This is a genomic window from Dyella sp. 01L423 (genome assembly GCF_056399945.1).
The window spans coordinates 308,720-334,700 of record NZ_JBFTSI010000003.1 but is presented as its reverse complement, the minus strand read 5'-3'; the positions used below and the strand labels follow the sequence as shown (position 1 = coordinate 334,700).

The following is a 25,981-nucleotide window of genomic DNA, read 5'->3' as shown; positions in this document are numbered from 1 at the left end:
TTGTGGGAGCGCACCCTGTGCGCGACAGGCGCCGCGCCGTCCTGCTGCGCACGGCCGTCGCGCACAGGGTGCGCTCCCACACACTACCCGCCCCGCCGCAGCCGCCTCTCATCACGCGCCACATAAATCCCCGCCGCCAACACCATCAACGCCAGCACATACCAGGTGATCAGGTAGCTGAGGTGGTTGTTGGGGAACGAGATCACCGTAAGCCCACCCTGCGGCCACGCGTGTTTGCCCGCGTCGAGCGTGCCCGGCGCGGCGTCCTCGTCCACAAAATACGGCGCGACATCCTTGAGCCCGCGCGCTTGCGCGATGGCGGCGACGTCACGCGTATACCAATTGTTGCGGGACGGGTCGTTGTGACGGAACGGCCGCGGCCCTTCGCTGATGCGCAGCAAGCCGGTCACGCTGGCGTCGCCGCTGGGCGCTGCCGCACAGCTGCCTTTGAGCCCGCACCAGTCCGCGGGTACAAAGCCGCGATTGATCAACACCACCGAGCCGTCGGCTTGCTGCAGTGGCGTGACCAGCCAGTAGCCGCTACCCAGATCGGTGGCTGCCCACACCAGGGTCTGGCGGTCATTGAGAAACCTGCCGTGCAGTTCGACATGGCGGTATTCCGACGACTGCGCGTTGACCTCGCCCCACTGCCCTGGCCCGGGCGCGGCCACGGGTGCCGCATGTACGCGCGCATCCACCCGCGCGATCAGGTCGCGCTTCCAGCCCAGCCGATACACCTGCCAGGTACCCAGGGACACAAAGCTGGCAAACAGCAGCACGCCCAACAGGGTCAGCAAAGTCAGCGCCACGGGGCCGCGCGGCTGGCGGCCCGGTTCTTCAACAACACTCATCGGGATTCACGTATCGGCAGTGGAGTGCGGATCGTCAGGGCAGGTTCGACGGATCCATCATCGACGGCATCATATTGCTGTTGAGGTGATACATGATCCAGATCGACCCGCTCAGCGTGATGACCACCAGCACGATGGTAAACACCAGCGCCAGCATGTTCCAGCCGCCTTCCGATTTCGCGTTCATGTGCAGGAAGTAGATCATGTGCACCACGATCTGCACGGCTGCCAGGGTGAGGATGATCACCGCGGCCGTGCTCGACTTGGTGATCACATGCGCCATCACCAGCCAGAACGGAATGACGGTGAGAATCACCGCCAACACAAAGCCGGTCATATAGCCGCTGAAAGTGGCATGGATGCCCAGGTCGTCGTCGTGACCGTGATCGTCGTGGGCGTGCAATTCGTCATGCGCGCTCATGGCAGCACTCCCATCAGATAGACGAAGCTGAAGACACCCACCCACACCACGTCCAGGAAGTGCCAGAACATCGACAGGCACAACAGGCGTCGCTTGTTGGCGGTGATCAAGCCCTTTCGCAGCACCTGGGTGATCAGCACCACCATCCAGATCAGGCCGCAGGTCACGTGCAGGCCGTGCGTCCCCACCAGGGTGAAGAACGAGGAAAGGAAAGCGCTGCGCTGCGGCCCGGCACCGATGGAGATCAGATGCGCAAACTCGCGCAGCTCCAGCGTGATGAAGCCCGCGCCCAGCAAACCGGTAATCACCAGCCACACCAGCATCGGATTCTGCCGGTTGCGCTGCATCGCCAACACGGCAAAACCGTAGGTAATCGACGAAAGCAGCAGCAGCGTGGTGTTCACCGCGACCGCAGGCAGCTCCAGCACTTCCTGCGCGGTAGGCCCGCCGGCGTACTCGCGCCCAAGCACGCCGTAGGCGGCAAACAGGCAGGCGAACACCAGGCAGTCGCTCATCAGGTAGATCCAGAAACCCAGGAGCGTGCCGTTGGCCGGGTGGACATCGGCCGACTCGTGGAACAGCAGCTGCTCCGTGCGGCCGCCGCTGCCTGGTGTCATGGAAGTGGTCATATCAGACATGGCTGGCCAGTAGATCCGTGCGGGACTGTTCGATGCGGCTGACTTCGTCGGCCGGGATGTAGTACTCGCGGTCGTAATTGAACGTGTGTCCGATCGCCACCAGCAGCAGTGCCACGAACGCGACGATGGCCAGCAGCCACATGTACCAGATCATGGCGAAGCCGAACACGAAGCTCAGCGCGGCCATGATGAAGCCGGCACCGGTGTTGTGCGGCATGTGGATGGGCAGGTAGCCGCTTAGCGGGCGCTGCCAGCGGTACTTCTTCATCATCCACCACGCATCGTGGTCATGGATGCGTGGCGTAAAGGCGAAGTTGTATTTCGGCGGCGGCGAGGAGGTGGACCATTCCAGCGTGCGACCACCCCATGGATCACCGGTGACGTCGCGTAGCGCTTCGCGGTTCTTGAAGCTCACGATGAACTGGATGATGTTGCAGGCGATGCCAAGGGCAATCAGGAAGGCGCCGAAGGCGGCGATCAGGAACCAGATCTGCAGGGACGGATCGTCGAAGTGGCTGAGGCGGCGCGTCACGCCCATCAAGCCGAGCATATAGAGCGGCATGAAGGCGAAATAGAAGCCCGACACCCAGAACCAGAACGAGCACTTGCCCCAGAACGGATCGAGCCGAAAACCGAACGCCTTCGGAAACCAATAGGTGATGCCGGCGAACAGGCCGAACAGCACGCCGCCGATGATCACGTTATGGAAGTGCGCGATCAGGAACAGGCTGTTGTGCAGCGAAAAATCCGCTGGCGGCACAGCCAGCAGCACGCCGGTCATGCCGCCGATCACAAAGGTGACCATGAACGCCACGGTCCACATCATCGGCAACTCGAACTCCACCCGGCCGCGATACATGGTGAACAGCCAGTTGAAGATCTTCGCGCCCGTGGGGATCGAGATGATCATCGTGGTGATGCCAAAGAACGAGTTGACGCTGGCACCCGAACCCATCGTGAAGAAATGATGCAACCACACCAGGTACGACAACACGGTGATCACCACGGTGGCGTACACCATCGACGCATAGCCGAACAGCGGCTTGCGGCTGAAGGTGGCAGTGACTTCCGAGAAGATGCCGAACGCCGGCAGGATCAGGATGTAGACCTCAGGATGGCCCCAGATCCAGATCAGGTTCACGTACATCATGGCGTTGCCGCCAAGCTCGGTAGTGAAGAAGTTGGTGCCTGCATAGCGGTCGAGCGCCAGCATGGCCAGCACGGCGGTGAGCACGGGGAAGGCCGCGACGATCAGCACATTCGTGCACAGCGCCGTCCAGGTGAACACCGGCATCTTCATCAGCGTCATGCCTGGCGCACGCATCTTCACGATGGTTACGAGCAGATTGATGCCCGATAACAAGGTTCCCACGCCTGCGATCTGCAGCGCCCAGATGTAGTAGTCGACACCTGCGTCAGGGCTGGACACGATATCGGACAGCGGCGGATAGGCCAGCCAGCCAGTGCGTGCAAATTCGCCGATGAACAGCGAACTCATCACCAGCATCGCGCCGGCCACGGTCATCCAGAAACTGAAGTTGTTGAGGAAGGGGAACGCCACGTCGCGCGCGCCGATCTGCAGCGGCATCACGAAGTTCATCAACCCCGTCACCATCGGCATCGCGACGAAGAAAATCATGATCACGCCATGCGCGGTGAAGACCTGGTCGTAGTGCTCTGGCGGCAGATAGCCGTGTGACGCGCCGAACGACACCGCCTGCTGGCCGCGCATCATGATCGCGTCCGAAAAGCCGCGCAGCAGCATCACGAAGCCCAGGATCATGTACATGATGCCGATCTTCTTGTGGTCGATGCTGGTAAACCATTCGTGCCACAGATAGCCCCACAGCTTGTAGTAGGTGATGGCGCCGAGCAACGCGATCGCGCCGAGGGCTACCACCACGAAGGTCCACATCACGATGGGCACGTGCAGCGGCAACGAATCGATCGACAGTCGTCCGAAGATCAGCTTGGCAAGGTCAGGATGGGAAAGCATCGTGGACACCACCGGATCAGTCGGAATGAGGTTGGGTTGCCATGGCGGCCATGCCGCTGGCCTGGCCGGATGGCGACACAGCGGCGCCTTCACCGGTCTCGTGCGGACTCAGGTCGACGCGCGTCATGCACGAGGGATTCTCCGGGTCCACGCAGTGCGTGAGGATGGCGCGATAGAGGCCGGGCTCCACCGTGGCGTAATACTTCACCGGGTCGTACTCGCTCGGCGCCGCGAGCTTCACATAGGCATCACGATTGAGATCGCCGCCGCTGGCCTTGGCCTTCGCCACCCACTGCGCAAAGCCTTCTTCCGTCACGCCTTGGAAGACGAATTGCATGCCCGAGAAACCGTTGCCGCTGTAGTTGGCGGAGAATCCCTTGAATTCGCCGGGTGCGTTGATCACCGCCTGCAGCTGCGTCTCCATGCCCGGCATGGCGTAGATCTGGCCGGCGAGCGCGGGTATGAAGAACGAGTTCATCACCGTGGACGCCGTGATCTTGAACTGGATCGGCCGATCCACCGGCGCGGCCAGCTCGTTCACGGTGGCAATGCCTTGTTCCGGGTATATGAACAGCCACTTCCAGTCGAGCGCGACCACGTTCACCTGCAAGGGCCGCACACCGGCCGGTACCGGGCGATTGGCGCTGATGCGTTCGAGCTGGCGATAGGGATCGAGCTTGTGCGTGCTCACCCAGGTGATCGCGCCCAGTGCAATGATGATGAGCAGCGGTGCGGCCCAGATCAGCAGCTCGAGAATAGTGGAGTGATCCCATTCGGGATCGTAGTGAGCCTTCTTGTTGGATGCGCGGAAATGCCAGGCGAAAAACAGCGTCAGCACGATGACCGGCACGATGATCAACAGCATCAACAACGTCGACGTGATGATCAGATCGCGCTGCTGCACCGCGAGGTCGCCGGATGGCGCCATCAATACGGTTTGGCAACCCGCAAGCAGGAAGACGACGGAGACAAGCAGTCCACGCAGCAGCTTCATAGACATGACCGACGGCGCAACCAGTGTGGAAAACGGTACGCCCTTCGGCGCGAAACAGGAACAGGGCAGATTCCAAGTGACGCGAGAGGCGTGGCGGTGCCATAGTGTGGCCGCGACATATTCCTTCTTTGTGAGTAATGACTATGTCAAGCACCTTCCCTGATCACGGCGGCGCCCCGGCTACCACGGCCGAAGACATCGGGCGGTTGCATGCACGCGCCAAGGTGGCGCCAGGCGAGATCGCCATTGGCGTGATCATCGGCCGCACGTCCGAGCAGTTCGACTTCTTCGTGTTCGGTATTTCTTGCGTGCTGGTGTTCCCCTCCGTGCTGTTCCCGTTCGCCAGTCACCTGGATGGCATTCTTTACGCCTTCACGGTCTTTTCACTGGCCTTCATCGCGCGACCGTTCGGCACCGCGTTGTTCATGGGCTTCCAGCGGCGCTGGAGTCGCGGCACCAAACTCACCATCGCGCTGTTCCTGTTGGGCAGCGCGACTGCCGGCATTGCCTTCCTTCCGGGCTACAAGCAGATCGGCAACTGGGCGATTGGACTGCTGATCCTGTTCCGTCTGCTGCAAGGCATTGCGCAAGGCGGATCGTGGGATGGCCTGCCCTCGCTGCTGGCGCTCAATACGCCGCCGGAGCGACGCGGCTGGTACGCCATGCTCGGCCAGTTGAGCGCGCCAATCGGCTTCATCGTGGCCAGTGCCTTGTTCCTGTTCCTGCATGGCAGCCTGGATGAGGACGACTTCATCGACTGGGGCTGGCGCTATCCGTTCTTCGTGGCGTTTGCCATCAACGTGGTGGCGCTGTTTGCGCGCCTGCGCCTGGTGGTGACCGAGGAATACACGGTGGCGATGGAAGAGCGCGAGCTTGAACCCGTCGGCATCGGCGAGATCCTGCGCACGCAGGGTTACAACATCTTCATCGGCGCGTTCGCGGCTCTGGCCAGCTACGCGCTGTTCCATCTGGTGACGATCTTTCCCTTGTCATGGATCGTGCTCAAGAACTCGCAGGCCGTGGATTCGGTGCTGTTGATCCAGATCTTCGGCGGCGTAGCGGGCATCTTCGGCATCGTGATGTCGGGCTACGTGGCCGACCATATCGGCCGACGCACCACGCTGGGCGTGGCGGCTGGGCTTATCGGCCTGTTCGCGCTGGCCACGCCGTGGATGCTGGATGGCGGCAAGGAGTTGCAGGACGCCTTCATCATCGTGGGCTTCCTCTTGCTCGGATTCTCGTATGGCCAGGCGGCTGGCAGCGTGACATCGAATTTCGAAGTGCGTCTGCGCTACGCGGGCGCGGCGCTGACCACCGACGTGGCATGGCTGATCGGTGCGGCGTTTGCGCCGCTGGTGGCGCTGGGTTTGTCGATGCGCTTCGGCCTGGCCGCGGTCAGTGCGTATCTGCTGTCGGGCGTGGTGTGCACTTTGCTGGCGCTGCGCGTGAATCGTGCGCTGGCAGCACGCGAATAGCCGTCGCCGACGAGAGCTGGACTATCAGCGTTCCTCGGGTGCGCGGTCGCTCACTTGGGCCACCAGCGCGGCATGTTTTACCAGGTACACGGGCTTGTGCGTCACCTGCGATGTTGCGGGGTAGCGTGACAGCGAGTTGCCGTTCTTCCAGTCCCGCGCGGGGCGAACCGGCCGTGGCGTGAAACCACCGCCGCAGTTCGGACAGACGTTCTGCAATAGCTTCACGCAGTCGCTGCAGTAGGTGCATTCGAACGAGCAGATCATGGCCTCCGTCGATGCCGGTGGCAGCGCTTTGTTGCAATGCTCGCAGGTCGGTCGAAGATCAAGCATGGGTGACTCCAATCGGGTTGGTGCCGATCATGCCAGCTCGCGGCAGCCCCGCGATGTCATGCACGGTCCAGCGGCAAGGCATAGCGCAACTTGGCATATTCGCAGGCGCCCAACCTTCGATAGAAGCGCGCGGCATCCACGTTCCAGGCGGGCGTCTGCCATTGCACGGAAGCGCATCGCAGCGCCCTCGCATGCGCGATCACGAGTTCCAGTAGTTGGCGCCCGATCGCGTGGTTGCGCCATCGCGCGCGGACATAGAGGCAATCCATGTGCAGATAACTGGCACGATCGAGCGTGGAGAAATCCACTGTCGCACTGGCATAACCCACCACGACGTCGTCGCTGTACGCGAGCCACGCAACCAGCGGCGGCCTATCGCCATCGAGTGCGTCGGCAAGCGCAGCGGAACCCACGCCGGGAACATGCGGCAGCCGTTCAAACGCCGCATGCTCCGCGCAGATTTCCATGAGCTCGTGCACGTCCAGACGATGCGCTCGGCGGATTGCAACGGCGTGCTGCATATCAGCGCTCGAGCCCGAAGCCTTCATCGATCCAACCGGTGAGCCCGCCGATCATCTCCTTCACCGGGCGACCGAGTTGGGCCAGCTTCACCGCCGCCTTGTTGGCGCCGTTGCAGTGAGGGCCGGCGCAGTACACGACGAACAACGTATCGGGCGGATATTCCGCCAGGCGCTGCTCGCTGATCATGCGGGTGGGCAGGTTGAGCGCACCCGGCACGTGGCCGGCGGCGTAGAGCGTCGGCGTGCGCACATCCAGCAGCACGAAATCTTTCGCCTCATGGTTGGTCGCGTAATACACGTCGGCACAATCGGTTTCGAAGCCTAGACGGGCCTGGAAATGCGCCAGCGCGTCGTCGCTGGCGGCGGGAGAGACACGTTGCACTACGCTGCTCATGGCTTCACTCCGGTGGAAAGACAGCGTCAGTATCGGCACTGGCGCGTTGCGCCGACATTGGCAAGAATGCCAGTCACCATGAAGAAACCGCCAAAACGTTCCGGGCATCCATCAGGACCGCCCAACCGGCAGGTGGCCGCCTTGGTCTACGACGGGCTGTGTACGTTCGAGTTCGGCATCGCCGTGGAAATGTTCGGCCTGCCGCGGCCCGAACTGGCCGACTGGTACGACTTCGGGCTGTGCGCGGTGGACCGCGGCCCGATGCGCGCGGCCGGCGGCATGCGCGTGCTGGCCGATGGCGGCCTCGAGGCGCTCGCCTCCGCCGGCACCATCATCGTGCCGGGCTGGCGAGGCGTCGATGCAGCGCCACCCGAGCCGCTGCTTGAAGCTCTACGTACCGCACATGCACGTGGCGCGCGCTTGCTGTCGTATTGCTCGGGCGTGTTCGTCCTCGCGGCCACTGGATTGCTCGATGACCGTCGCGCGACCACGCATTGGCGCTATGCCGAGGCGCTCGCCGAGCGCTTTCCGCGCATCCGCATCGAACCGGATGTGCTCTATGTCGACGAGGGACAGCTGCTCACTTCGGCAGGCAGCGCCGCGGCGCTGGATCTTTCGCTGCACCTGATCCGCCGGGACTATGGCGCGGAAGCGGCCAATAGCGTGGCGCGCCGCGCGGTGGTGCCGGCGCATCGCGATGGCGGGCAGGCCCAGTTCATCCAGTCGCCGATGCCGGCGCAGGGGGCGGGACTGGGCAAGCTGCTGGAATGGATGCGTCGCCACCTCGACCAGCCGCAGCCCGTTTCGCTGCTGGCCGAACGCGCACGCATGAGCGAACGCACGCTCTTGCGGCGCTTCGAGGAAGCCACCGGATGCTCGCCCAAGCAGTGGTTGACTCATGAGCGCCTCGGACGCGCGCGTGAGCTGCTGGAGGGCAGCGAGATGGGCGTGGACCGCGTGGCCGAGGTGTGCGGATTCGGCAGTGCGGATACCCTACGTCACCATTTCCGCCAGCACCTGCAGCTGAGCCCGGCACGCTACCGCGAGCGATTCGCCCTGCAGCGGTGAGCTTTCCCGGTGCAGCCGGCGCACCGCAGGAAAGTTGACATCATCACCGGGTATATCGGCGGAGCGGAACCGCGGTGTCGCCCATAAGGAATTTTCATGGTCTATGTGTTGCTGAGCGTCGTCTGCAGCGTGCTGGTGTCGGTGCTGCTGAAGCTCGCCCGCCGACTATCAGTGGACGTGGGCCAGGCGATTGCCTGGAACTACGTCGCCACCAGCGTACTCACGATGCTGGTGTTTCGTCCGTCCTTGTCCGTGTTGTCCAGCGGGCAGGCGCCCTGGTTGGGCTTCATCGGATTGGGTCTGTTGTTGCCACTGATCTTCCTGGCACTTGCTGCTTCGGTGAGCAGTGCCGGCATCGTGCGTACCGATGCCGCGCAGCGTCTGTCGCTGCTGATCTCGCTGCTGGCGGCGTTCCTTTTGTTCGGCGAAACGCTGAGTGTCGGCAAGGGGTTTGGCATCGCGCTGGGCCTGGTCGCGCTTGCATGCATGGTATGGCGCGCGTCGTCGGCAACTCATGGCAACGGCGAACGTAGCTGGCTTTGGCCGCTGGTGGTGTTCGCCGGTTTTGGTGCGATCGACATTCTGTTCAAGCGTGTAGCGGCAGCGGGTACGCCGTTTGCGGCTTCATTGCAGGCGATGTTCGCTTTGGCGCTGGTGGTGTCGCTGGCGATCTTGTTGTGGCGTCGCTGGCATGACCGCACGTTTTTCACTTTGCGCGATGCGGTGGCCGGGTTGCTGTTGGGGTTGGCGAACTTCGGCAATATCGTGTTTTACGTGCGGGGGCATCAGGCGTTGCCGGATCATCCGTCGCTGGTGTTTGCCAGTATGAATCTTGGGGTGGTGGCGCTGGGGGCTTTGGTGGGCACGGTGGCGTTTCGGGAGAGGTTGAGTTGGGTGAATGGGGTGGGGGTGGTGTTGGCGTTGGGGGCGATTGGGGCTATCGCCTGGGGGTAGCGCTGGCTGTTGCCTCAGCTCGTCATTCCTGCGAAGGCAGGAATCCAGCGACTGTGCGCCCGGTTGTCGCGCTACCACCAGCGTGCCGCCTACGCGGCGGGCGTTTCGAACGGCTGCCGCCGTTCGAGTCACTTTTCTCTTGCTGGCCCAAGAGATCCCACGGGACTAGCTTCGCGTCGAAAGTAACCCAAAGAGAATGGCCTGATAACGCCCGCAGCATCGTGTTGGGATAAGCCCGAACGCTTGAGGCGCGTCGTTGTGGGACAACCTCCGAGGGTACACAGGGGTACTGCAAAGCGCTGCGCAACGCGCCCGAATCGCTGAGGACTTAAAGCGGAGCCACGCTTCGCATCGGCTTTTGGGTTTCGCGGTGCGCCGCACTTCTCCCTCTCCCCTTCGGAGAGAGGGCTGGGGTGAGGGGTCAATCTTGCCTCACGCTTCCATCTGGCCAGATGGAACGCTTAGGAAAATATCGCGAGATCTCGCGACAATGCGGTTGGTCGAAGAGTTTCACTGCCAATGACTTCTGGCGTATGAAACCACCCACCCACGGCACCTAAGCTGGAGCGTCGCGCTACCGCGCTCGTTCAGAGGTTTCACTTTCATGCGCAAGCTTCCCCTCGTCGTGGCGCTCGCCACGCTGTTGCTCGGTACGGCGGTTCATGCCGATGACAAAAAGGACAACAAGGACAAGCCGGAGGACAAGCCCGAAGCCGTGCTGCTCAAGCCGCAGGCGTCGGAAACCTCGGGCACGGTGAAGGTCGAGGGCAAGAGCATCGACTACAAGGCGGTGGCGGGCACGCTGGTGTTGCATGGCAGTGGCGACAAGGAGAGCGAGCCGCAGATCAGCATGTTCTACGCCGCGTACTTCAAGAAAGGCGTGGAGCCGGGCAAGCGGCCGATCACCTTCATTTACAACGGCGGTCCGGGATCGGCCACGGTGTGGCTGCATATGGGCGCGTTTGGTCCCAAGCGCGTGGTGACCAGCGATGACGCGCATACGCCGGCCGCTCCGTACGGACTGGTGAACAACGACTACAGCCTGCTTGATGTTTCCGATCTGGTGTTCATCGATGCGCCCGGTGCGGGCTTCAGCCGCCTGATTGCCGACGACGCCGACAAGGGCAAGCGCGAAGAGTTGATGAAGGACCGCAAGAAAACGGTCTATAGCGTCGATGGCGATGGTCATGCCTTCGCGCAGTTCATCACCCAGTTCCTCTCCAAGTACAACCGCTGGAACTCGCCCAAGTACCTGTTCGGCGAGAGCTACGGCACCACGCGCTCGGCGGTGGTGGCCAACATCTTGGAGAACGAGAACAGCGTCGATCTCAATGGCGTGATCCTGCTGTCGCAGATCCTCAGCTTTGACAGCAGCATCGATGGTCCGGCCAACAACCCGGGCGTAGACCTGCCCTATATCGTTGGCCTGCCGACGTTTGCCGCCACGGCGTTCTATCACCACAAACTGCCGCAGCAGCCCGGCGCGCTGGAGCCTTTCCTGCGCGAAGTAGAGCAATACGCGACGAACGAATACGCCTCCGCCCTGATGGCCGGCTCGCGCCTGGACGAAGGGCGCAAGCAGGCCGTGGCGCAGAAGCTGCACCAGTACACGGGCTTGCCGGTCGCCTATCTGTTGAAGGCCAACCTGCGTGTCGACGGCGGCATGTTCGAGCACGAGTTGCAGGCCGATGGCGACATCACTACCGGCCGCCTGGACAGCCGCTTCTCCGGCCCGTCGATCGATCCGCTGAGCAAGTCGTCCGACTACGATCCGCAGTCCTCGGCGATCAGCTCGGCCTATGTGGCGGCCTTCAACGACTACGTGCGACGCCAGCTCAAGTTTGGCGAAAACCAGACTTATCGCTTGTTTGCGAACGTCGACAACTGGGACTTCTCGCACAAGGCGCCGGGCTCGACCGAATCGCTGCAGCAGTCGACCAACGTGATGCCGGATCTGGCCACGGCGATGAAGACCAATCCGAACCTGCGCGTTTCGCTCAACGGCGGCTACTACGATCTGGCCACGCCGTACTTCGCGGCCGATTACGAGATGCACCACATGCCGATCCCGGCGAACCTGGAGAAGAACATCTCCTATGCGTGGTATCCGTCGGGGCACATGGTCTACGCGCACGAGGATTCGCTCAAGCAGTTGCATGACAACGTGGCGCGCTTCATCGGAGAAACCGACAACGTCGGCAAGCATTGATGCGCGCGTGAGGGTGCGCCATGAACGGCGCACCTTCACATCCGGCTACTGCGGGCGGCGTTACGCTCGCGGGCCTCGCCAGCCGGAGGTTTCCCTATGAGTACCGAATCCGTTGCCAAGCGCCTGGTGGCCATGTGCCGCCACGGCCAGTTTGAGGAAGCGCAGCACGAGCTGTATGCCAAGGACGCCGTGAGCATCGAACCGGAGGGCATGGCGCAAGGCCCGCTCGGCAACGTCAAAGGCCTGGATGCCATCCTCGAGAAGGGCAAGCGCTTCCAGGCGGGCGTGACGGAGATGCACGGCGTACAAGTCAGCGAGCCGCTGATTGCCGGCAATTGGTTCAGCGTCGCGATGACGCTGGATGTGACGATGAAGGAATACGGCCGGGTCAACATGCAGGAGATCTGCGTCTACCACGTGAAGGACGACAAGATCGTGCAGGAGCAGTTTTTTTACGACGCGGGTGGGTGAGGCCGTAGCCAGGCGCTGTGGCAACGGTAACCCCTGTGGGAGCGCACCCTGTGCGCGACGCGGCCTAGCGGCTTACCGTGCAATGGGATCTTGCAGCAAGGCCATGCCGGCTTCGCCGGCTGTCGCGCACAGGGTGCGCTCCCACAGGTGATGGCCGCGCTGTGAGCCCCCACAAACAAAAAGCCCCGCTTTCGCGGGGCTCTTCGCAAATGCACCAGCGCGTGCTCAGTCGATGTCGAGGAACGAGCGCAGCTGCTCCGAGCGGCTCGGGTGACGCAGCTTGCGCAGCGCCTTGGCCTCGATCTGGCGGATACGTTCACGCGTCACGTCGAACTGCTTGCCGACTTCTTCCAGCGTGTGATCCGTGTTCATGTCGATGCCGAAGCGCATGCGCAGCACCTTGGCCTCGCGCGGGGTGAGGCCGGCGAGCACGTCGCGCACGGTTTCCATCAAGCCCGTTTCGGTGGCCGACTCGATCGGCGAGGACGCGTTGGTGTCCTCGATGAAATCGCCAAGATGGGAATCCTCGTCGTCGCCGATCGGGGTTTCCATCGAGATCGGTTCCTTCGCGATCTTCAGCACCTTGCGGATCTTGTCCTCAGGCATGTCCATTTCCTTGGCCAGCTCTTCGGGCGTCGGCTCGCGGCCGAACTGCTGCAGCATCTGGCGGGAAATGCGGTTCAACTTGTTGATCGTCTCGATCATGTGCACCGGGATACGGATGGTGCGCGCCTGGTCGGCGATCGAGCGGGTGATGGCCTGGCGGATCCACCACGTGGCGTACGTGGAGAACTTGTAGCCGCGGCGGTATTCGAACTTGTCCACCGCCTTCATCAGGCCGATGTTGCCTTCCTGGATGAGGTCGAGGAACTGCAGGCCGCGATTGGTGTACTTCTTGGCGATGGAGATGACCAGGCGCAGGTTGGCCTCGACCATTTCCTTCTTGGCGCGGCGTGCCTTGGCCTCGCCGATCGACATCGTGCGGTTGATTTCCTTGATGTCGGTCAGCGGCAGGAACAGCTTGTGCTCGATCGCGCCGAGCTTTTCCTGCTCGCCGTCGATCGCTTCCTTGTAGGTCTTGATGTTGGGCGACCATTTCTGACGCTTGCGGCCCAGCTCGTTCGCCCACTCGAGGTTGCCCTCGTTGCTGGGGAACGTCTTGAGGAACTCAGCCTTGGGCATCTTCACGTGCTTGACGAAGATCTCCATCAGCACGCGCTCGTGATGACGGATGTCGTTCACCACTTCGCGCAGCTTGCGCACGAAGCTGTCGATCAGCGCGGACGGCAGCTTGAGCTTGAGGAATTCCTCAGCCATCTGGTCGCGCAGCTTGGTGACCTTCTTGTCGTTGATGTCGGTGGCCTTGGGGGCCGCCTTCTGGAACTTGCCGTAGTAGTCGCGCAGCAACTCCATGCGGCGCTTGACCTCTTCCGGGTCCGGACCGGTCGGGCCGGCTTCTTCTTCCTCGGCCGCGCCTTCTTCTTCGTCGTCTTCGGCGTCCGCGTCGGCTTCTTCCACTTCGGCGTCGGCGGCGGCGGCCTGGGCCGCATCGGCGGCTTCTTCAAGGTCGGCGAAGCCGGCCAGGATTTCGCTCAGGCGGCGCTTGCCGTCCAGATGCTGGTCGTATTCCTCGAGCAGCAGCTCGATGGTCAGCGGGAAGCTGGCGAGCGCGGTCTGCACCTGGCCCAGGCCTTCTTCGATGCGCTTGGCAATGGCGATTTCGCCCTCGCGGGTCAGCAGCTCGACCGTACCCATCTCGCGCATATACATGCGCACCGGGTCGGTGGTGCGGCCCACTTCGGAGTCGACAGCCGACAGCAACGCGACCGCTTCTTCGGCGGCAGCTTCGTCGTCGGTAGACGCGCCGGGCGCGTTGTCCGAGAGCGGATCGGAATCGGGTGCGGCATCGTGCACTTCAATGCCGACGCCCTTGAGCACCGCCATGATGTCTTCGATCTGCTCCGGATCGACAATGTCGTCGGGCAGGTGGTCGTTGATCTCGGCGTAGGTCAGGTAGCCCTGCTCCAGACCCTTGGAGATGAGCGCCTTGATTTCAGACTGTTGCTCGGGAGCTTTGCTATTCATACCTACCGCCGCGTATGCAGGAACCGATCAGTATACCCATGTGATGCTTTTTTGACCAGTTTTCAAGGAAGAAAATCGGCAGCGCCGACACGCAAAAATCGCGCCAAATCGGCAACTTCCGGGGATTTTTTCGTCGTTTGGTCGAGATGCGCCGGGATGAAGGCGATCATGGGGTCTCCAGCCAGAAGGTGACTGGGCCGTCGTTGACCAGATGTACTTCCATATGGGCGCCGAACTGCCCGATTTCCACCCTGGGATGCATTCCACGCGCCAGTTCCACCAGCCGATCGAACCAGCGGCGGCCCTCCTCGGGTGTGGCGGCACTGGTGAAGCTGGGACGCATGCCCGAACGCGTATCGGCGGCCAGGGTGAACTGGCTGACCAGCAGCAGCTCGCCACCGGTGTCGGCCAGGGAGCGGTTCATGCGGCCCTGCTCGTCGGCAAACACGCGGTAACCCAGCAGGCGTTCAAGCATGCGCCTGGTGCGCGGTTCGTCGTCGCCGGGCTGGACCGCCACCAGCGCAAGCAGGCCGGGGCCAATGGCTCCGACGGTGGTGTTTTCGACATCGACACGGGCTGACAGGACACGCTGGATCAGGGCGATCATCGAAAGTGGTAACGGCCGGAGACGGCGGAAGCTTAGGGCCTCACTATCGCCGCCGCATAGCCTGCGAAAGTGGTAGAGCATGCCCTGGGGCGAAGAACGTAAGCGGGCGGCATGTCGTTGACCCGTGAACCGGCGATGCGGGCGGTTACACTGCGTCGCTCATGCGATTCGACATCACCCTCCTCTATCTCCTCCTGCGCCTGTTTGGACGGCTGCCGCTGCGCACGCTGCATGCCCTGGGCGCAGCCATCGGCCGCCTCTCGCTGGCCTTGCACACACGCACCGCGCACAACACGTCGGTGAACCTCAAGTTGACCCGTCCCCAGCTGGACGAACGCGCGCATGCCGCTTTGCTGCGCGAGGTGATGGAAGATGCCGGCCGCTCCGCCACCGAGATCACCTGGATCTGGGGCAACGATCCCGAGCGTGCTCTCGAGCTGGTGCGCGAGGTCCGTGGCGAGGCGCTGTTCGATGCCGCCTTGACCTCGGGCAAGGGCGTGATCATCGCGGCGCCGCACCTGGGCTGCTGGGAGCTGCTCAACTATTGGCTGTGCCGCAAGACGCCAATGGCGATCCTCTATCGCCCGCCGCGCATCGCCGCGATCGAAGGCCTGCTGCGCAAGGTGCGCGGCGCGCTGGCGCCGGAGCAGGTGCGCGCCGAAGGTGCCGGCGTACGTACCTTGTACAAGCGGCTGGCCGCCGGCGGCACGGTGGGCATCCTGCCGGACCAGAAGCCGCGTGCCGGCGAAGGCGAGGTGGCGCCGTTCTTCGGCCAGAACGCACTGACCATGGTGCTGTTGCCGCGCCTGGCCGCGCGCACCGGGGCGACCGTGCTGTTCGCCTTCGCCGAGCGCTTGCCCAAGGGCGAAGGTTTTCGCATCCACCTGTTGCCGGCGCCGGAAGGGCTGGCAGACGCGGACCTGGCGATCGGTTGCCGGGCGCTCAACCAGGGCGTTGAGCAATGCGTGGAGCTGGCCTTCTCGCAGTACCAGTGGCAGTACAAGCGCTTCTCGGCCGATACCTGGAAAAGCCCGTACGACTGATTCGCCTGCGCGGCATGCCACCTGTGGGAGCGCACCCTGTGCGCGACATGGGCGCCGGGTCGCTACCGCTCCGTAGGCTTGTCGCGCACAGGGTGCGCTCCCACAAATAGCTCCCCGCAGGAAAAAGTCGGAAGCGGTCGCTCAGCCGTGCTTTTCCACCCGCCGCAAAAACACCGCCATTTCCTTCTCCGCCTGCTTGTCGCCGCGCGCCTGGGCGACGCTGATGCCCTGGCGCCACGCCTCGGCGGCGCCGGCTTGGTCATCCATGGCGAGGCACGCCTTGCCCAGCATTTTCCACGCGGCGGAATAGCCCGCGTCGAACGCCACGGCCTGGCGAAATTCCGGAAGCGCCCCGGCGGCATCGCTTGCCGCCAGCAGCGCATTGCCCAGCGAAAACCGCAGCAAGGCGCCATCGCGCGGACCGCCGCACTGCGCGCGCAGGTTGGCGATCAGTGCGTCATTCATTGCAGTGCGCGGGAGCGCCACGGGTCGACCTGGTAGACCCGGGTCGGATGCAGCGGCTCGGGCGGTACGCGGCCGGTGCGTAGTTCGGCCAGCGACTTGGCCGGCCAGATCACCACCCAGCCCGAGCGGAACGGCTGCACCAGCAGCGCATAGCGCAGCGCGTCATTGGTCAGCTTGTCCGGATGCTCCACGATCAGCCCGTCGGGGTGTTCCTGCGCAAACGTCTGCAGCGATTTGCCTTCGTACAGACGCTCGATGCTGTGGGTCAGCCGGCCGGCAAAGTGGAACTGGCCTTCGTAATTGCCCAGCAGACCCAGGGCCTGGTTCTGCGCATCGGCCGCGCCGAGCAATTGGGCCGACGGTCGCAAGTCGAAGTTCTGCCACATGGTGAGGGTGAACAGCGTATTGAGCGCCAGCGTGCCGACCAGGCCGGCGAACGCCAGCCGCCGCAGCTCGCCGCGACCGCGCAGCAAGAGCAGCACGCCCAGCAGCACAAACACCACGCTGAAGAAGCGGCTATAGCGCTGGGTGGTGTCGAACCATTCGCCATGCAGGTCGTTGTGCGATACCAGCACCGGCAGCACGAACAGAAAGATGCCGAACAGGATGCCACCCACGCCCAGCGGCCAGGTGCCCAGCCAGGGGTTGTCGGCAAGCTTCGGACGCTGGTCGCGCAGGGCCGCGATGGCGCCGGCGATAAGCAGGGCCGCGCCCGCGAACTCCGGCAGCGGGTAGTACAGCTGCTTGCCGCTGATGAAAGAGAACACCACGATCACCGGCACCAGCCAGCACAACGCGAAGCGCAGGCCGCTATCGAGCGGACGGCGCAGCGTTGCAATCGCCACCCAGGCGCGCGGCCATCCGCTGAAGGGGAATAGCAGCGCCGGGATCATCGGCACGTACCACCAGAACGGGCGTGCGTGATCGAACGCATTGACCACGCGGCCGGCGGTCTGGGTGAAGAACAGCCGTTGCCGATAGGCCTCGCCGCCCGCAAAGCCCGCAGGCAATGCCCAGGCCAGCAGCATCGCACCGCCGAGCAGTAGCGCCAGCACGCCACGGCCGTACCAGCGCACGCGGTTGTCGCGCGCCCAGTCGTTCCACAGCGGACCGAGCAGGAACGGGAACGCCACGTGCAGAAACATCACCGGGCCCTTGGTCAGCAAGCCCGCGCCCACGCACAGGCCAAACAGCACCCAGCGGGGCTCCGCCCGCTGCCGCTTGGGCGTCAGGCATAGCAGGGCCGCCAGCACCCAGACGGCCAGCAGCACCTCGTACATGATCTGCAGGCCGAACAGGAACGCATAACCCAGCGCCAGCAGGATCCACGGCGCGCCCTTGGCCACCCACGGGCGGTTCGGAAACAGGCGTTGCGCCAGCACCGACACCAGCACCAGCTGGGTGCCGCCAAAGATCACCTCGAGCACGCGTGGCCAGATGTCGTTGACGCCGGTCACCAGCCAGCCGGCGTGGATCATCCAGAACAGCAGCGGCACCTTCTCGCTGTACGGCGCACCATTGATGTGCGGCACCAGCCAGTCGTGGTGGATCCACATTTCCCAGGCCACCGCGAGGGTGCGGGTGGAGTACAGCGGCATCGGGCCGTGCGAGAAGATCGCCAGCAACGCGGCCAGGGTCCACAGCGGTAGCCATGGCCAGAGGGAGCGCAGGTGTTCTGAGCGGCTATAGCTGCTGGATGCCACGGGCAGTCTTCTTTATGGGAATGAAACAATTCTAGCCCGAGCCGCCCCTGCTCCACGCTGACCCGGCCGCGGCGCGGCCGGGACTGGCTCAGTAGCGGGCCGGTCCCCAATAGCCGATGCGTCGGCGGATTTTCAGTTTTCGCCAGAAATTCCGAGGCTTACGGCGTCGATTGCGGCCGCCGGCGGCAATGAAGCCGTCAATCGCCTTGAGGATGCGCTCGGCTGAGTGGCCGTCGCGATACGGATGGATGGCCTCGCCGTACTCATGAATGGCCTGCATCAGCTCGGGCGGCCTCGACAGCGCACGCACAATGGCCGGCTCGAATTGGGACGCCTGGTCGATATCGATCAGCTGCGGACCCGGACGGCGGTTCTTGAAGGTCACCACCGGCTTGCCGGTGAGCAGGAATTCATTGAGTGCGGACGAGGTGTCCGAGCACATCATGTCCACCTGGGGGAACAGCTCGAGGATGTTGTCGTTCTCGGCGAACGTCAGGTACTCGTTCTGCAGCGCCTTGTACTTGGCCACCGTGGCCGGATCCATCTTCGGATGGAAGGTGACGATCCAGCGCCAGCGGCCGTCGCGGGAGAGGCGTTTGACTTCCTCATACAGCGTTTCGGCGGCGCTCCAGGACGGCGAGAAGGTGGAGTGATAGAGGATCACCGGCGGTTGGCGCACCGCCGGCAGCGGGCCGCTGATTTCCCGCATGAACGGATCGAGCTTGGGAAAGCCCGTTTCCACCACGCTGAAGTGGCCGACGCGATCGGCGATCGCCTGGAACTGCGCGGTATCGCGCGGGCCGGTGGTGCAGTAGAGGTCGAAGAAGCCGCGCACATAGATGTGTCGCGGCTTGCCGGCGTCGAAGCCGTGGAAGGTCTCTACCTTCACGCCGGGAAAGAAATGCGGCACCGCGTTGCTGGAGGTAATCACCGCACGAGGTTTCCACGCCCGCACTTCCTGCACGCTGAGCAGCCGCTCGCCCTCCACCAGATCCTCGGCACCGGGGCCGTCGAAGAACCAGGCCGCCTCGTCGCCGCGCGCGCGGATCGCGTCCTGGATCGGACGCAGGATGGCCAGCGCGTAGCGCTCAGAGCCATACAGCAAGTAATGCTCTTTAAGAGCGGGTTCTTTACTCATCGATCGATGCCGTGGCGTATCAGGGCGTCGGTAGCCGTTTGCAGTGACGCCGGATTGCGGCGCATCTCGTAGTAACGCATGCGTTTGTATGCCGCATACGAAGCGCCGGTCTGTGCGATCACGAAGCCGCGCCAGCCGTCCAGGAAGGCCAGCCGCAGAAAATAGTCCTTCACGAAGGCCAGCAGGTACACAAAGGGCGTCTGCCACATGCGCACCGGTTTGTTCTTCTGCAGCCAGTCACGGCACTTCAGTTCGGCGTAGCGCAGCACCTTGATCTGCTTTTCGGGCAGGCTCGGGTTGTTCTCGTGGTTGAACACTTCTTTCAGCAGCACGGAAGGTCCATCGAAACGCAGCGACTCGTGCACGCGTACATCCGCCCAGCGTGCGCGGTCGCGATGGTACAGGCGGGCCATTTTCTCGCCGCGGCCCGGCAGATACCAGCGCATGCGCTCGCCCATGAAGATGGTGGAACGCCGCAGATAGGCCGCGCAAAGGTTGCTGGCCATCAGCTTGGGCAGCCGCTGCTCCAGTTCGGCCGCCAGCTCCGGTGAGAGGTACTCGTCGGCGTCGAGCGCCAGCACCCAGTCATTGCTGCACTGCGTCGTAGCGAAATTGCGCTGTGGCCCGAAGCCCAGCCACGGCTGGTGCACCACCCGTGCGCCACGGGCCTGCGCGATGGCTACCGTGTCATCGGTACTCCCGCTGTCGACCACAAGTTTTTCACTGGCGAAGGGCACGCTATCCAGGCAGCGGCCGATCTGCTTCGCCTCGTTGTACGTCATGACCACGAGGGTGAGGGAAAAGGTAGGCATAAAGTGAATTCTAACGGTATTCGCCGGGAGGCTCGTGTCCTCCATGGGGGCCGGATTGGCGTTAGCCGGCAGGGCGGTGGTCGGCTACGTTTCAGCTGGAACCGTGCACTATTCTGCTGACTTTGGGTGGAGCAAGGCCGAAAATAGACCGGTTTCGGGTTCGCCCGGGCCGCAGTAACGAACAGGCAAGCAGGCAGTATGAGAAGTAGGGCGATCCCATTGAAAACCGAAGTTCAGCCAAAGAGCCGGGCCATTGCGCGCACGCTTGTTGGCGTGGGTATCGTCTGGATGATGCTGGGCATGGTCATCATGCCGGCGGGTGTCTCGTTCAACCCTGGCAAGGCCTATCAGACCAGCCTGATCGTGCTGCTCTACCTCCCTGCCCTGGTGCTGTCCTTCTCGCAGGGCGCCCGGGTATGGCGCGAGCTTTGGCCGCTGCCGGTGTTCAGGGTATTCCTGGCGCTGTTGGCTTGGGCGCTGCTCTCGTTGGCTTGGGGCCACGTGCCACGTGCGGGCGACGAGGTGGGCCGCCTGATCAGCGTGCTGGCGTTTGTGCTGGGCTGGCACGCCTATGCCACCAACGACGTGTCGCGCATCCGCCATCTGCTGCTGGCCGCCGGCCTGGCCATCGGGGTTTGCGCGATCTACTACTGCATCAGCTTTGTGCGCGCACCCATGGAAGACGGCCGCATCGTCGGCGAGGGTACGATCGCCACCGCCAACTACGCAGCGGCGCTGATGGGGGTGGTGGCGCTTTGGCTCAGCCAGCTCGATCTCGACGACCGTCGCTGGTCCATCGCGCGCTATGCGGCGATGGCCGTGCTGCTGCTGTTTGTCGGGCTCACCCAGACGCGCAGCGTGTGGTTGGCCCTGGCGCTGGTTATCGTGCTGATGCCGTTATGGCAGCCGGGCCGGATTCATCGCTGGGTGGCCGTGACCATCGCCGTGCTGGCGGCGATCATGCTGCTGTGGCCAGCGTCCATGCTGACCGAGCGCGGCACCTCCTTGCGCCCCGAACTGGCCATGCAGGCGATGCACCTGGCCGCCCAGCACCCCTTGCTTGGCCTGGGCCAGGGCGCTCCGATCAGCCTTATCGTCAACGGTGCGGCCTATACGCATACCCATAACCTGCTCACCCAGGTGATCGTGGAACTGGGCCTGCCCGGGTTGCTGCTGACCGTCGCCATGTGGCTGATGCTCGGCTGGCAAGGCTGGCGCCATCGCGACACCTTGCAGGGCCGGCTGGTCCTGACCATCTGGGTCTACGCCTCGGTGGTGCTCCAGTTCGACATGCCGCAGATGCTCGATAGCCCACGGCCGGCGTGGCTGCTGATCTGGCTGCCGATGGGTCTGGTCCTGGGCCTGCTTGCGGGCGATCGGACCAAGCCGGCAATTTCCATCCATTGAAACTAAAGTACCCCGACGTGTTGGGGATTCGGGGATCTCGATGAACAAGGTGTTGGTTACCGGCGGTGCGGGCTTTCTCGGCTCCCATCTGTGCGACCGGTTGCTGCGAGACGGCCATGACGTGCTGTGCGTGGACAACTTCTTTACCGGCAGCAAGCAGAACATCGCGCATCTGCTCGATCACCCGTATTTCGAGATGATGCGGCATGACGTGACCTTCCCACTGTACGTGGAAGTGGACCGCATCTTCAATTTCGCCTGCCCTGCCTCGCCGGTGCATTACCAGCACGATCCGGTGCAGACCACCAAGACCAGCGTGCACGGTGCGATCAATATGCTCGGCCTGGCCAAGCGCACGCACGCGCGCATCCTGCAGGCGTCGACCAGCGAAGTGTATGGCGACCCGGAAGTCCATCCGCAGCGCGAGGACTATTGGGGCCGCGTCAATCCCATCGGCTTCCGCAGCTGCTATGACGAAGGCAAGCGCTGCGCCGAAACGCTGTTCTTCGATTACCACCGCCAGCACAACCTGGACATCAAGGTGGTGCGCATCTTCAACACCTACGGCCCGCGCATGCATCCGAACGACGGGCGCGTAGTCAGCAACTTCATCGTGCAGGCGCTGCGCGGCGAGGACATCACCATCTACGGCGATGGCAGCCAGACGCGCAGCTTCTGCTATGTCGACGACTTGATCGAAGTGATCACCCGCATGATGAACAGCGAGGCCGGCTTCGTCGGTCCGGTGAACATCGGCAATCCGGTCGAGCACACCATGCTGCAGCTGGCCGAGCGGGTGATTGCGCTGGTGGGCGGGAAATCCAAGCTGGTGTTCCGCCCGCTGCCCTCGGACGATCCGCGCCAGCGGCAGCCGGATATCGCCCTGGCCAAGGAAAAACTTGGCTGGGAGCCGCGCGTGAGCCTGGACGACGGCCTGCGCGAAACCATTGCCTACTTCCGTCAGTTGCTGAAGGGAGAGGTGGCTGCATGAAGGCTCTGACCTTCAGCGTCATCATTACCAACTACAACTACCGCGACTACGTCGGCGAGGCGATCGACAGCGTGCTGGCGCAGACACGCGCCGCTGCCCAGGTGATCGTGATGGACGACGGCTCCACCGATGGCTCGGCCGCCTGGCTGGCGGAGCGCTACGGCAACGACGAACGCGTCACGCTGCGTTGCGTGAGCAACGGCGGCCAGCTTTCGGCGTTCGTGAAGGGCATGGAAGGCGTCACCGGCGATATCGTGTGCTTTCTCGATGCCGACGATCATTGGGACAAGGACTATCTGGCACGCATCGGCGAGGTGTACGACAATCGCCGCGATGTCGATTTCGTATTCACCGATGTCAATCTGTTCGGCAACGAGCAGGGCATCGTGGGCTATGCGGATCGCGCCACCGACTTGGGCTATACCGCCATCAGCACTTGGGTGACCGCGTATTGGTATGGCGCGGCGACGTCTGCCCTCTCAATGCGACGCCAGTGGGCGCAGCGCACTTTGGACCTGCCGCACACCTTCCTGACCACATGGCGCATCTCGGCGGACAACTGCCTGGTGTTCGGCACGAGCTTGCTGGGGGCGCGCAAGTATTTCCTTCCCACCGGCATGGTTCACTACCGCGTCCATGGCGCCAACGGCTGGTGGCACGCGCGCGATCGCGAGAACCAGTTCGCCAACCTGTTCCGTTCGCGCACGCTGATCAACCATTACGCCGAGCGCATGCATATGGACGTCCATACGCTGGACCTGGCCAAGGCTGAGTTCCGCAGCAAGCCGGCAGCAGGCATGGATGAGGCCTGGCGTTACGCCGGCATCGCATTCCGGCGCGGCACGGCGGGCTGGCTCAAGCGAGTGGAACGCACGGTATCCATCCTCCGGCACGGCCGTCGTAACAGCGGCAAGGCGGACGCGTGATGCCGCGCGGGGCCGGTGACATATGAGCGCCGGGCTGGAGCTCAAGGTCAGCGTGATCCTGCTGACTTACAACTGGCCGCAGGCACTCGAGCGCATGCTGGAAGGACTGGCACGCCAGACCCAGCTGCCTTACGAAGTCATCGTGGCCGATGATGGCTCGAGCGAAGAGACCGCCGCCTTGGTCAAGCGCATGGCGGCGACGTTCCCGGTGCCGCTGCGCCACCTGTGGCAGGAAGATCATGGCTTTCGGGCGGCGCGCGCACGCAATCGCGGCATTGCGGCCAGTCGGGGCGACTATGTGATCCTGCTCGACGGCGACATGCTGATCGAGCCGCATTTCATCGCCGACCATCTGATGCTGGCCGAGCGAGGATTTTTCCTGCAAGGCGGACGCATCAAGGCCACGTCTGAAGAATCGCAGCGGCTGCTCCATGGCAAGGCGCCCGTCTTTGCGCCGTGGTCCACCGCCCACTTCGACGAATTCGACGGCAGCAAGCGGCTCTACGCCTTTCGCGCACCGTGGCTGGCGCGCTGGAAATCCCGCTCGCGCAACGGCGGCCGGGTGATGAGCTGCAACATGAGTTTCTGGCGCGACGATCTATTGAAGGTCAATGGCTTCGACGAGCGCATGGAGGGCTACGGCGCGGAAGATCGCGAGCTGGCGGCGCGCCTGGAGAATACCGGGCTGAAACGCCGCGCCCTCAAATGGGCGGCGCTCGCCGTGCACCTGTGGCACAACTCGCGTTCCCCGCCAGACGTCGACGACATGAGCTTGCCGAACAATGTGCTCTTCCACGAAACGCGCACACAAGGTATCAGCTGGTGCGAGCGCGGGATCAGCCAGCACATCGACCTGCTCGGTGAAAGCGATCGCGCCGCATGAAGCTGCTCTATACGAATTTTCATCACGGCGACGGCGGTGGCCACACCACCTATATCCGCGAACTTGCTGCGGCGCTCGCATCACGGCATGAGGTGCACGTGGCGGCGCCGCCCGGCAGTCGGCTCAATCGCGAAGCCCGCGCCCTTCCTGGCGTATTCGTGCTGGACCAGCCGTTTCCCAATGGCGTGAACAAATGGAAGGCCCGGCGCCGTGCACGCGTCCAGCTGGCCTCGTATCTGCGCGAGCAGGCGTTTGATCTGGTTCACGTCAACGGGTCAGCTGACCATCGCCTGGTGCTTTCGGCGATGCCGCCCAAGCGCCCCGTCCTCGTGTGGACCAAGCACAACTCCAAGCCGGTCCGCGGACTGGGCGCTGCGCTGCGCGCGCGGCATACCGACTTGGTCATCGCCGTATGCGAATACACACGTCACGAATTGCAGCACACCGCCTATCGCCGCTGCAGGCTGGAGACGGTCTACAACGGCGTGGACATCGAGCGGTGGTCGCCGTGGCCGGTCGATCAAATGAAAGCCGAGCGCGCGCGTTGGACGAATGGCGATGAAAGCGTGCTGGTGTTGGGCAGCAACGCAGGAACGGCCAGCTACAAAGGCTGGATGGACCTGATGGAAGCATTGCCCATGCTGCCTCCCGAGGTTCGCGCCCGCGTGCGCGTGGTGCTTGCCGGTGTGCTGCCCAAGGCTGCGGAGCAAGAGCGCGTTGCTGCGCTTGGATTGTCCGAGCTGGTGCATTTCACCGGCGTGTTGACCGACGCACGCAACATGGTGGCCTCACTCGACGCAGGCTTCGTGTTGTCCTACGACGTGGAAACCATCTCATTCGCCTGCCGCGAGATGATGGCGATGGGCAAACCGGTGCTGCTAACCCGCTATGCGGGCTTGCCCGAGAATATTCGCGAGGGTCAGGACGGTTGGCTCGTGCCTGTGCGCGATCGGGCGGCGATAGCTACCGCCGTGCAGCGATTGCTCGAGCAACGCGATGCACTGCCCGCCATGGGCGCCGCGGCACGCCAACATGCGGAGCAGGAGTTCGGGCTGCCGTTGTTCGTAGGTCGCACGGAGCGGGTCTATCAGGATCTGCTGGAATCGCGTCGACCCTAATTCCCGCAGGGGATTGGAATCGGTGCGGTGCACGCCACTTCTCCCGAGGCAGCAACCGCCACATGACGAAAGTGTAGGAGCGCACCCTGTGCGCGACCAGCCTACGGAGCGGTACACCTCAGCGCTGCGGTCGCGCACAAGTGCGCTCCTACAAGGGGGATCAACGCTGCCGGCCGGCTCTTTGTGGGAGCGCACCCTGTGCGCGACAAACCTAGGGAGCGATACACCCCAGCGTGACTGTCGCGCACAGGGTGCGCTCCCACAGACAAGCCGGCGCGGCAGGCGGATGGAGCGATGCCCGGCTTTAAGTCCTCTTCGTCGTGGCGCGTTGCGGTGTAGCGGAGACGCGTGTCGGACGATCGCCACGCCTCCGAAGCCCTCGAGCGACAAGAGATCGTATTCAACAGAACGCTACGAGCCCTTGCTCTTTTAGGCCATTCTCTTTGGGTTACTTTTCTCTTGGGCCAGCAAGAGAAAAGTG

25 protein-coding genes are annotated in these 25,981 nt (G+C 63.5%); 11 read left to right on the top strand and 14 right to left on the bottom strand.

The annotated features are described in order from the left end of the window. Positions 1-83 precede the first annotated feature (83 nt). The 5 genes from AC1DMY_RS12520 to cyoA are packed head-to-tail and all read right to left on the bottom strand — an operon-like array spanning position 84 to position 4,906. Positions 84-851, bottom strand: a complete 768-nt coding sequence (locus tag AC1DMY_RS12520) for an SURF1 family protein (RefSeq protein ID WP_477165275.1) — start codon at positions 849-851, stop codon at positions 84-86. A 34-nt stretch (positions 852-885) separates the two neighbouring features. Next, on the bottom strand, positions 886-1,272 hold the full coding sequence (gene cyoD, locus AC1DMY_RS12515) for a cytochrome o ubiquinol oxidase subunit IV (protein WP_477165274.1): 387 nt from the start codon (positions 1,270-1,272) through the stop codon (positions 886-888). Next, positions 1,269-1,889, bottom strand: a complete 621-nt coding sequence (cyoC, locus tag AC1DMY_RS12510) for a cytochrome o ubiquinol oxidase subunit III (protein ID WP_477165273.1) — start codon at positions 1,887-1,889, stop codon at positions 1,269-1,271. The genes cyoD and cyoC overlap by 4 nt, the downstream gene beginning before the upstream one ends. 13 nt (positions 1,890-1,902) lie before the next feature. Then, the gene (gene cyoB / locus AC1DMY_RS12505) at positions 1,903-3,876 is read right to left on the bottom strand and encodes a cytochrome o ubiquinol oxidase subunit I (protein ID WP_477165297.1); all 1,974 of its coding nucleotides are present in this window, start codon (positions 3,874-3,876) and stop codon (positions 1,903-1,905) included. 46 nt (positions 3,877-3,922) lie between these two features. Continuing rightward, a complete protein-coding gene (gene cyoA, locus AC1DMY_RS12500) occupies positions 3,923-4,906 on the bottom strand; it encodes a ubiquinol oxidase subunit II (RefSeq protein WP_477165272.1) in 984 nt (327 codons plus the stop codon). A 137-nt stretch (positions 4,907-5,043) separates the two neighbouring features. On the opposite strand from cyoA, the gene AC1DMY_RS12495 reads away from it, so the two are divergent. After that, entirely contained in the window at positions 5,044-6,375 is a 1,332-nt protein-coding gene (locus AC1DMY_RS12495; RefSeq protein WP_477165271.1) for an MFS transporter, read from the top strand. Positions 6,376-6,399: 24 nt separating this feature from the next. Here AC1DMY_RS12495 and AC1DMY_RS12490 read toward each other — a convergent pair whose 3' ends face one another. The 3 genes from AC1DMY_RS12490 to AC1DMY_RS12480 are packed head-to-tail and all read right to left on the bottom strand — an operon-like array spanning position 6,400 to position 7,620. Next, positions 6,400-6,705: a DUF1272 domain-containing protein gene (locus tag AC1DMY_RS12490; protein ID WP_477165270.1), complete on the bottom strand. Its 306-nt coding sequence runs from the start codon at positions 6,703-6,705 to the stop codon at positions 6,400-6,402. A 56-nt stretch (positions 6,706-6,761) separates the two neighbouring features. Further along, positions 6,762-7,226, bottom strand: coding sequence for an N-acetyltransferase family protein (locus AC1DMY_RS12485; RefSeq protein ID WP_477165269.1), 465 nt, complete (start codon positions 7,224-7,226; stop codon positions 6,762-6,764). A 1-nt stretch (position 7,227) separates the two neighbouring features. Next, positions 7,228-7,620: a rhodanese-like domain-containing protein gene (locus AC1DMY_RS12480; protein WP_477165268.1), complete on the bottom strand. Its 393-nt coding sequence runs from the start codon at positions 7,618-7,620 to the stop codon at positions 7,228-7,230. Between the two features lie 78 nt (positions 7,621-7,698). Here AC1DMY_RS12480 and ftrA point away from each other — a divergent pair, with 78 nt between their 5' ends. The 4 genes from ftrA to AC1DMY_RS12460 all read left to right on the top strand — a co-directional run bounded on the left by ftrA (position 7,699) and on the right by AC1DMY_RS12460 (position 12,322). Then, the gene (gene ftrA / locus AC1DMY_RS12475; protein ID WP_477165267.1) at positions 7,699-8,688 is read left to right on the top strand and encodes a transcriptional regulator FtrA; all 990 of its coding nucleotides are present in this window, start codon (positions 7,699-7,701) and stop codon (positions 8,686-8,688) included. Between the two features lie 96 nt (positions 8,689-8,784). Beyond that, on the top strand, positions 8,785-9,642 hold the full coding sequence (locus AC1DMY_RS12470; protein ID WP_477165266.1) for an EamA/RhaT family transporter: 858 nt from the start codon (positions 8,785-8,787) through the stop codon (positions 9,640-9,642). 604 nt (positions 9,643-10,246) lie between these two features. Then, entirely contained in the window at positions 10,247-11,851 is a 1,605-nt protein-coding gene (locus AC1DMY_RS12465; RefSeq protein ID WP_477165265.1) for a S10 family peptidase, read from the top strand. 96 nt (positions 11,852-11,947) lie between these two features. Then, positions 11,948-12,322: a SnoaL-like domain-containing protein gene (locus AC1DMY_RS12460; protein ID WP_477165264.1), complete on the top strand. Its 375-nt coding sequence runs from the start codon at positions 11,948-11,950 to the stop codon at positions 12,320-12,322. 225 nt (positions 12,323-12,547) lie between these two features. Here AC1DMY_RS12460 and rpoD read toward each other — a convergent pair whose 3' ends face one another. Both rpoD and dtd read right to left on the bottom strand, forming a co-directional pair. Beyond that, positions 12,548-14,407: an RNA polymerase sigma factor RpoD gene (gene rpoD, locus AC1DMY_RS12455; protein WP_477165263.1), complete on the bottom strand. Its 1,860-nt coding sequence runs from the start codon at positions 14,405-14,407 to the stop codon at positions 12,548-12,550. A gap of 166 nt (positions 14,408-14,573) precedes the next feature. After that, a complete protein-coding gene (gene dtd, locus AC1DMY_RS12450; protein ID WP_477165262.1) occupies positions 14,574-15,014 on the bottom strand; it encodes a D-aminoacyl-tRNA deacylase in 441 nt (146 codons plus the stop codon). A 161-nt stretch (positions 15,015-15,175) separates the two neighbouring features. Between dtd and AC1DMY_RS12445 the strand changes: the two genes are divergently transcribed. Beyond that, entirely contained in the window at positions 15,176-16,057 is an 882-nt protein-coding gene (locus AC1DMY_RS12445) for an LpxL/LpxP family acyltransferase (RefSeq protein WP_477165261.1), read from the top strand. 141 nt (positions 16,058-16,198) lie between these two features. On the opposite strand, the gene AC1DMY_RS12440 is transcribed toward AC1DMY_RS12445, so the two are convergent. From AC1DMY_RS12440 to AC1DMY_RS12425, 4 genes are all read right to left on the bottom strand, one after another. Next, positions 16,199-16,522, bottom strand: a complete 324-nt coding sequence (locus AC1DMY_RS12440) for a hypothetical protein (protein WP_477165260.1) — start codon at positions 16,520-16,522, stop codon at positions 16,199-16,201. Next, positions 16,519-18,225: an ArnT family glycosyltransferase gene (locus tag AC1DMY_RS12435; protein WP_477165259.1), complete on the bottom strand. Its 1,707-nt coding sequence runs from the start codon at positions 18,223-18,225 to the stop codon at positions 16,519-16,521. The genes AC1DMY_RS12440 and AC1DMY_RS12435 overlap by 4 nt, the downstream gene beginning before the upstream one ends. An 88-nt stretch (positions 18,226-18,313) precedes the next feature. Then, on the bottom strand, positions 18,314-19,363 hold the full coding sequence (locus tag AC1DMY_RS12430; protein WP_477165258.1) for a CDP-glycerol glycerophosphotransferase family protein: 1,050 nt from the start codon (positions 19,361-19,363) through the stop codon (positions 18,314-18,316). Next, positions 19,360-20,175 carry a glycosyltransferase family 2 protein gene (locus tag AC1DMY_RS12425; RefSeq protein ID WP_477165257.1) on the bottom strand — a complete coding sequence of 272 codons (816 nt, stop codon included), beginning with the start codon at positions 20,173-20,175 and terminating at the stop codon, positions 19,360-19,362. The genes AC1DMY_RS12430 and AC1DMY_RS12425 overlap by 4 nt, the downstream gene beginning before the upstream one ends. 219 nt (positions 20,176-20,394) lie before the next feature. Between AC1DMY_RS12425 and AC1DMY_RS12420 the strand changes: the two genes are divergently transcribed. Genes AC1DMY_RS12420 through AC1DMY_RS12400 form a run of 5 tightly spaced genes read left to right on the top strand, consistent with a single transcriptional unit; the run spans position 20,395 to position 25,500 of the window. Further along, positions 20,395-21,582, top strand: a complete 1,188-nt coding sequence (locus tag AC1DMY_RS12420; protein WP_477165256.1) for an O-antigen ligase family protein — start codon at positions 20,395-20,397, stop codon at positions 21,580-21,582. A gap of 40 nt (positions 21,583-21,622) precedes the next feature. Continuing rightward, a complete protein-coding gene (locus tag AC1DMY_RS12415) occupies positions 21,623-22,573 on the top strand; it encodes a UDP-glucuronic acid decarboxylase family protein (RefSeq protein WP_477165255.1) in 951 nt (316 codons plus the stop codon). Further along, positions 22,570-23,499: a glycosyltransferase family 2 protein gene (locus AC1DMY_RS12410; protein ID WP_477165254.1), complete on the top strand. Its 930-nt coding sequence runs from the start codon at positions 22,570-22,572 to the stop codon at positions 23,497-23,499. Before AC1DMY_RS12415 ends, AC1DMY_RS12410 begins: the two co-directional genes overlap by 4 nt. Before the next feature lie 22 nt (positions 23,500-23,521). Next, complete coding sequence (locus tag AC1DMY_RS12405) at positions 23,522-24,382, top strand: glycosyltransferase family 2 protein (protein WP_477165253.1); 861 nt, start codon at positions 23,522-23,524, stop codon at positions 24,380-24,382. Then, positions 24,379-25,500: a glycosyltransferase family 4 protein gene (locus tag AC1DMY_RS12400; protein WP_477165252.1), complete on the top strand. Its 1,122-nt coding sequence runs from the start codon at positions 24,379-24,381 to the stop codon at positions 25,498-25,500. Before AC1DMY_RS12405 ends, AC1DMY_RS12400 begins: the two co-directional genes overlap by 4 nt. Positions 25,501-25,981 lie beyond the last annotated feature (481 nt).

What these genes read in the sequence shown, in the direction of transcription:
- AC1DMY_RS12520 (WP_477165275.1), bottom strand. Translation starts at nt 851, where the DNA reads ATGAGTGTTGTTGAAGAACCGGGCCGCCAGCCGCGCGGCCCCGTGGCG.
- cyoD (WP_477165274.1), bottom strand. Translation starts at nt 1,272, where the DNA reads ATGAGCGCGCATGACGAATTGCACGCCCACGACGATCACGGTCACGAC.
- cyoC (WP_477165273.1), bottom strand. Translation starts at nt 1,889, where the DNA reads ATGACACCAGGCAGCGGCGGCCGCACGGAGCAGCTGCTGTTCCACGAG.
- cyoA (WP_477165272.1), bottom strand. Translation starts at nt 4,906, where the DNA reads ATGTCTATGAAGCTGCTGCGTGGACTGCTTGTCTCCGTCGTCTTCCTG.
- AC1DMY_RS12495 (WP_477165271.1), top strand. Translation starts at nt 5,044, where the DNA reads ATGTCAAGCACCTTCCCTGATCACGGCGGCGCCCCGGCTACCACGGCC.
- AC1DMY_RS12490 (WP_477165270.1), bottom strand. Translation starts at nt 6,705, where the DNA reads ATGCTTGATCTTCGACCGACCTGCGAGCATTGCAACAAAGCGCTGCCA.
- AC1DMY_RS12485 (WP_477165269.1), bottom strand. Translation starts at nt 7,226, where the DNA reads ATGCAGCACGCCGTTGCAATCCGCCGAGCGCATCGTCTGGACGTGCAC.
- AC1DMY_RS12480 (WP_477165268.1), bottom strand. Translation starts at nt 7,620, where the DNA reads ATGAGCAGCGTAGTGCAACGTGTCTCTCCCGCCGCCAGCGACGACGCG.
- ftrA (WP_477165267.1), top strand. Translation starts at nt 7,699, where the DNA reads ATGAAGAAACCGCCAAAACGTTCCGGGCATCCATCAGGACCGCCCAAC.
- AC1DMY_RS12470 (WP_477165266.1), top strand. Translation starts at nt 8,785, where the DNA reads ATGGTCTATGTGTTGCTGAGCGTCGTCTGCAGCGTGCTGGTGTCGGTG.
- AC1DMY_RS12465 (WP_477165265.1), top strand. Translation starts at nt 10,247, where the DNA reads ATGCGCAAGCTTCCCCTCGTCGTGGCGCTCGCCACGCTGTTGCTCGGT.
- AC1DMY_RS12460 (WP_477165264.1), top strand. Translation starts at nt 11,948, where the DNA reads ATGAGTACCGAATCCGTTGCCAAGCGCCTGGTGGCCATGTGCCGCCAC.
- rpoD (WP_477165263.1), bottom strand. Translation starts at nt 14,407, where the DNA reads ATGAATAGCAAAGCTCCCGAGCAACAGTCTGAAATCAAGGCGCTCATC.
- dtd (WP_477165262.1), bottom strand. Translation starts at nt 15,014, where the DNA reads ATGATCGCCCTGATCCAGCGTGTCCTGTCAGCCCGTGTCGATGTCGAA.
- AC1DMY_RS12445 (WP_477165261.1), top strand. Translation starts at nt 15,176, where the DNA reads ATGCGATTCGACATCACCCTCCTCTATCTCCTCCTGCGCCTGTTTGGA.
- AC1DMY_RS12440 (WP_477165260.1), bottom strand. Translation starts at nt 16,522, where the DNA reads ATGAATGACGCACTGATCGCCAACCTGCGCGCGCAGTGCGGCGGTCCG.
- AC1DMY_RS12430 (WP_477165258.1), bottom strand. Translation starts at nt 19,363, where the DNA reads ATGAGTAAAGAACCCGCTCTTAAAGAGCATTACTTGCTGTATGGCTCT.
- AC1DMY_RS12425 (WP_477165257.1), bottom strand. Translation starts at nt 20,175, where the DNA reads ATGCCTACCTTTTCCCTCACCCTCGTGGTCATGACGTACAACGAGGCG.
- AC1DMY_RS12415 (WP_477165255.1), top strand. Translation starts at nt 21,623, where the DNA reads ATGAACAAGGTGTTGGTTACCGGCGGTGCGGGCTTTCTCGGCTCCCAT.
- AC1DMY_RS12410 (WP_477165254.1), top strand. Translation starts at nt 22,570, where the DNA reads ATGAAGGCTCTGACCTTCAGCGTCATCATTACCAACTACAACTACCGC.
- AC1DMY_RS12405 (WP_477165253.1), top strand. Translation starts at nt 23,522, where the DNA reads ATGAGCGCCGGGCTGGAGCTCAAGGTCAGCGTGATCCTGCTGACTTAC.
- AC1DMY_RS12400 (WP_477165252.1), top strand. Translation starts at nt 24,379, where the DNA reads ATGAAGCTGCTCTATACGAATTTTCATCACGGCGACGGCGGTGGCCAC.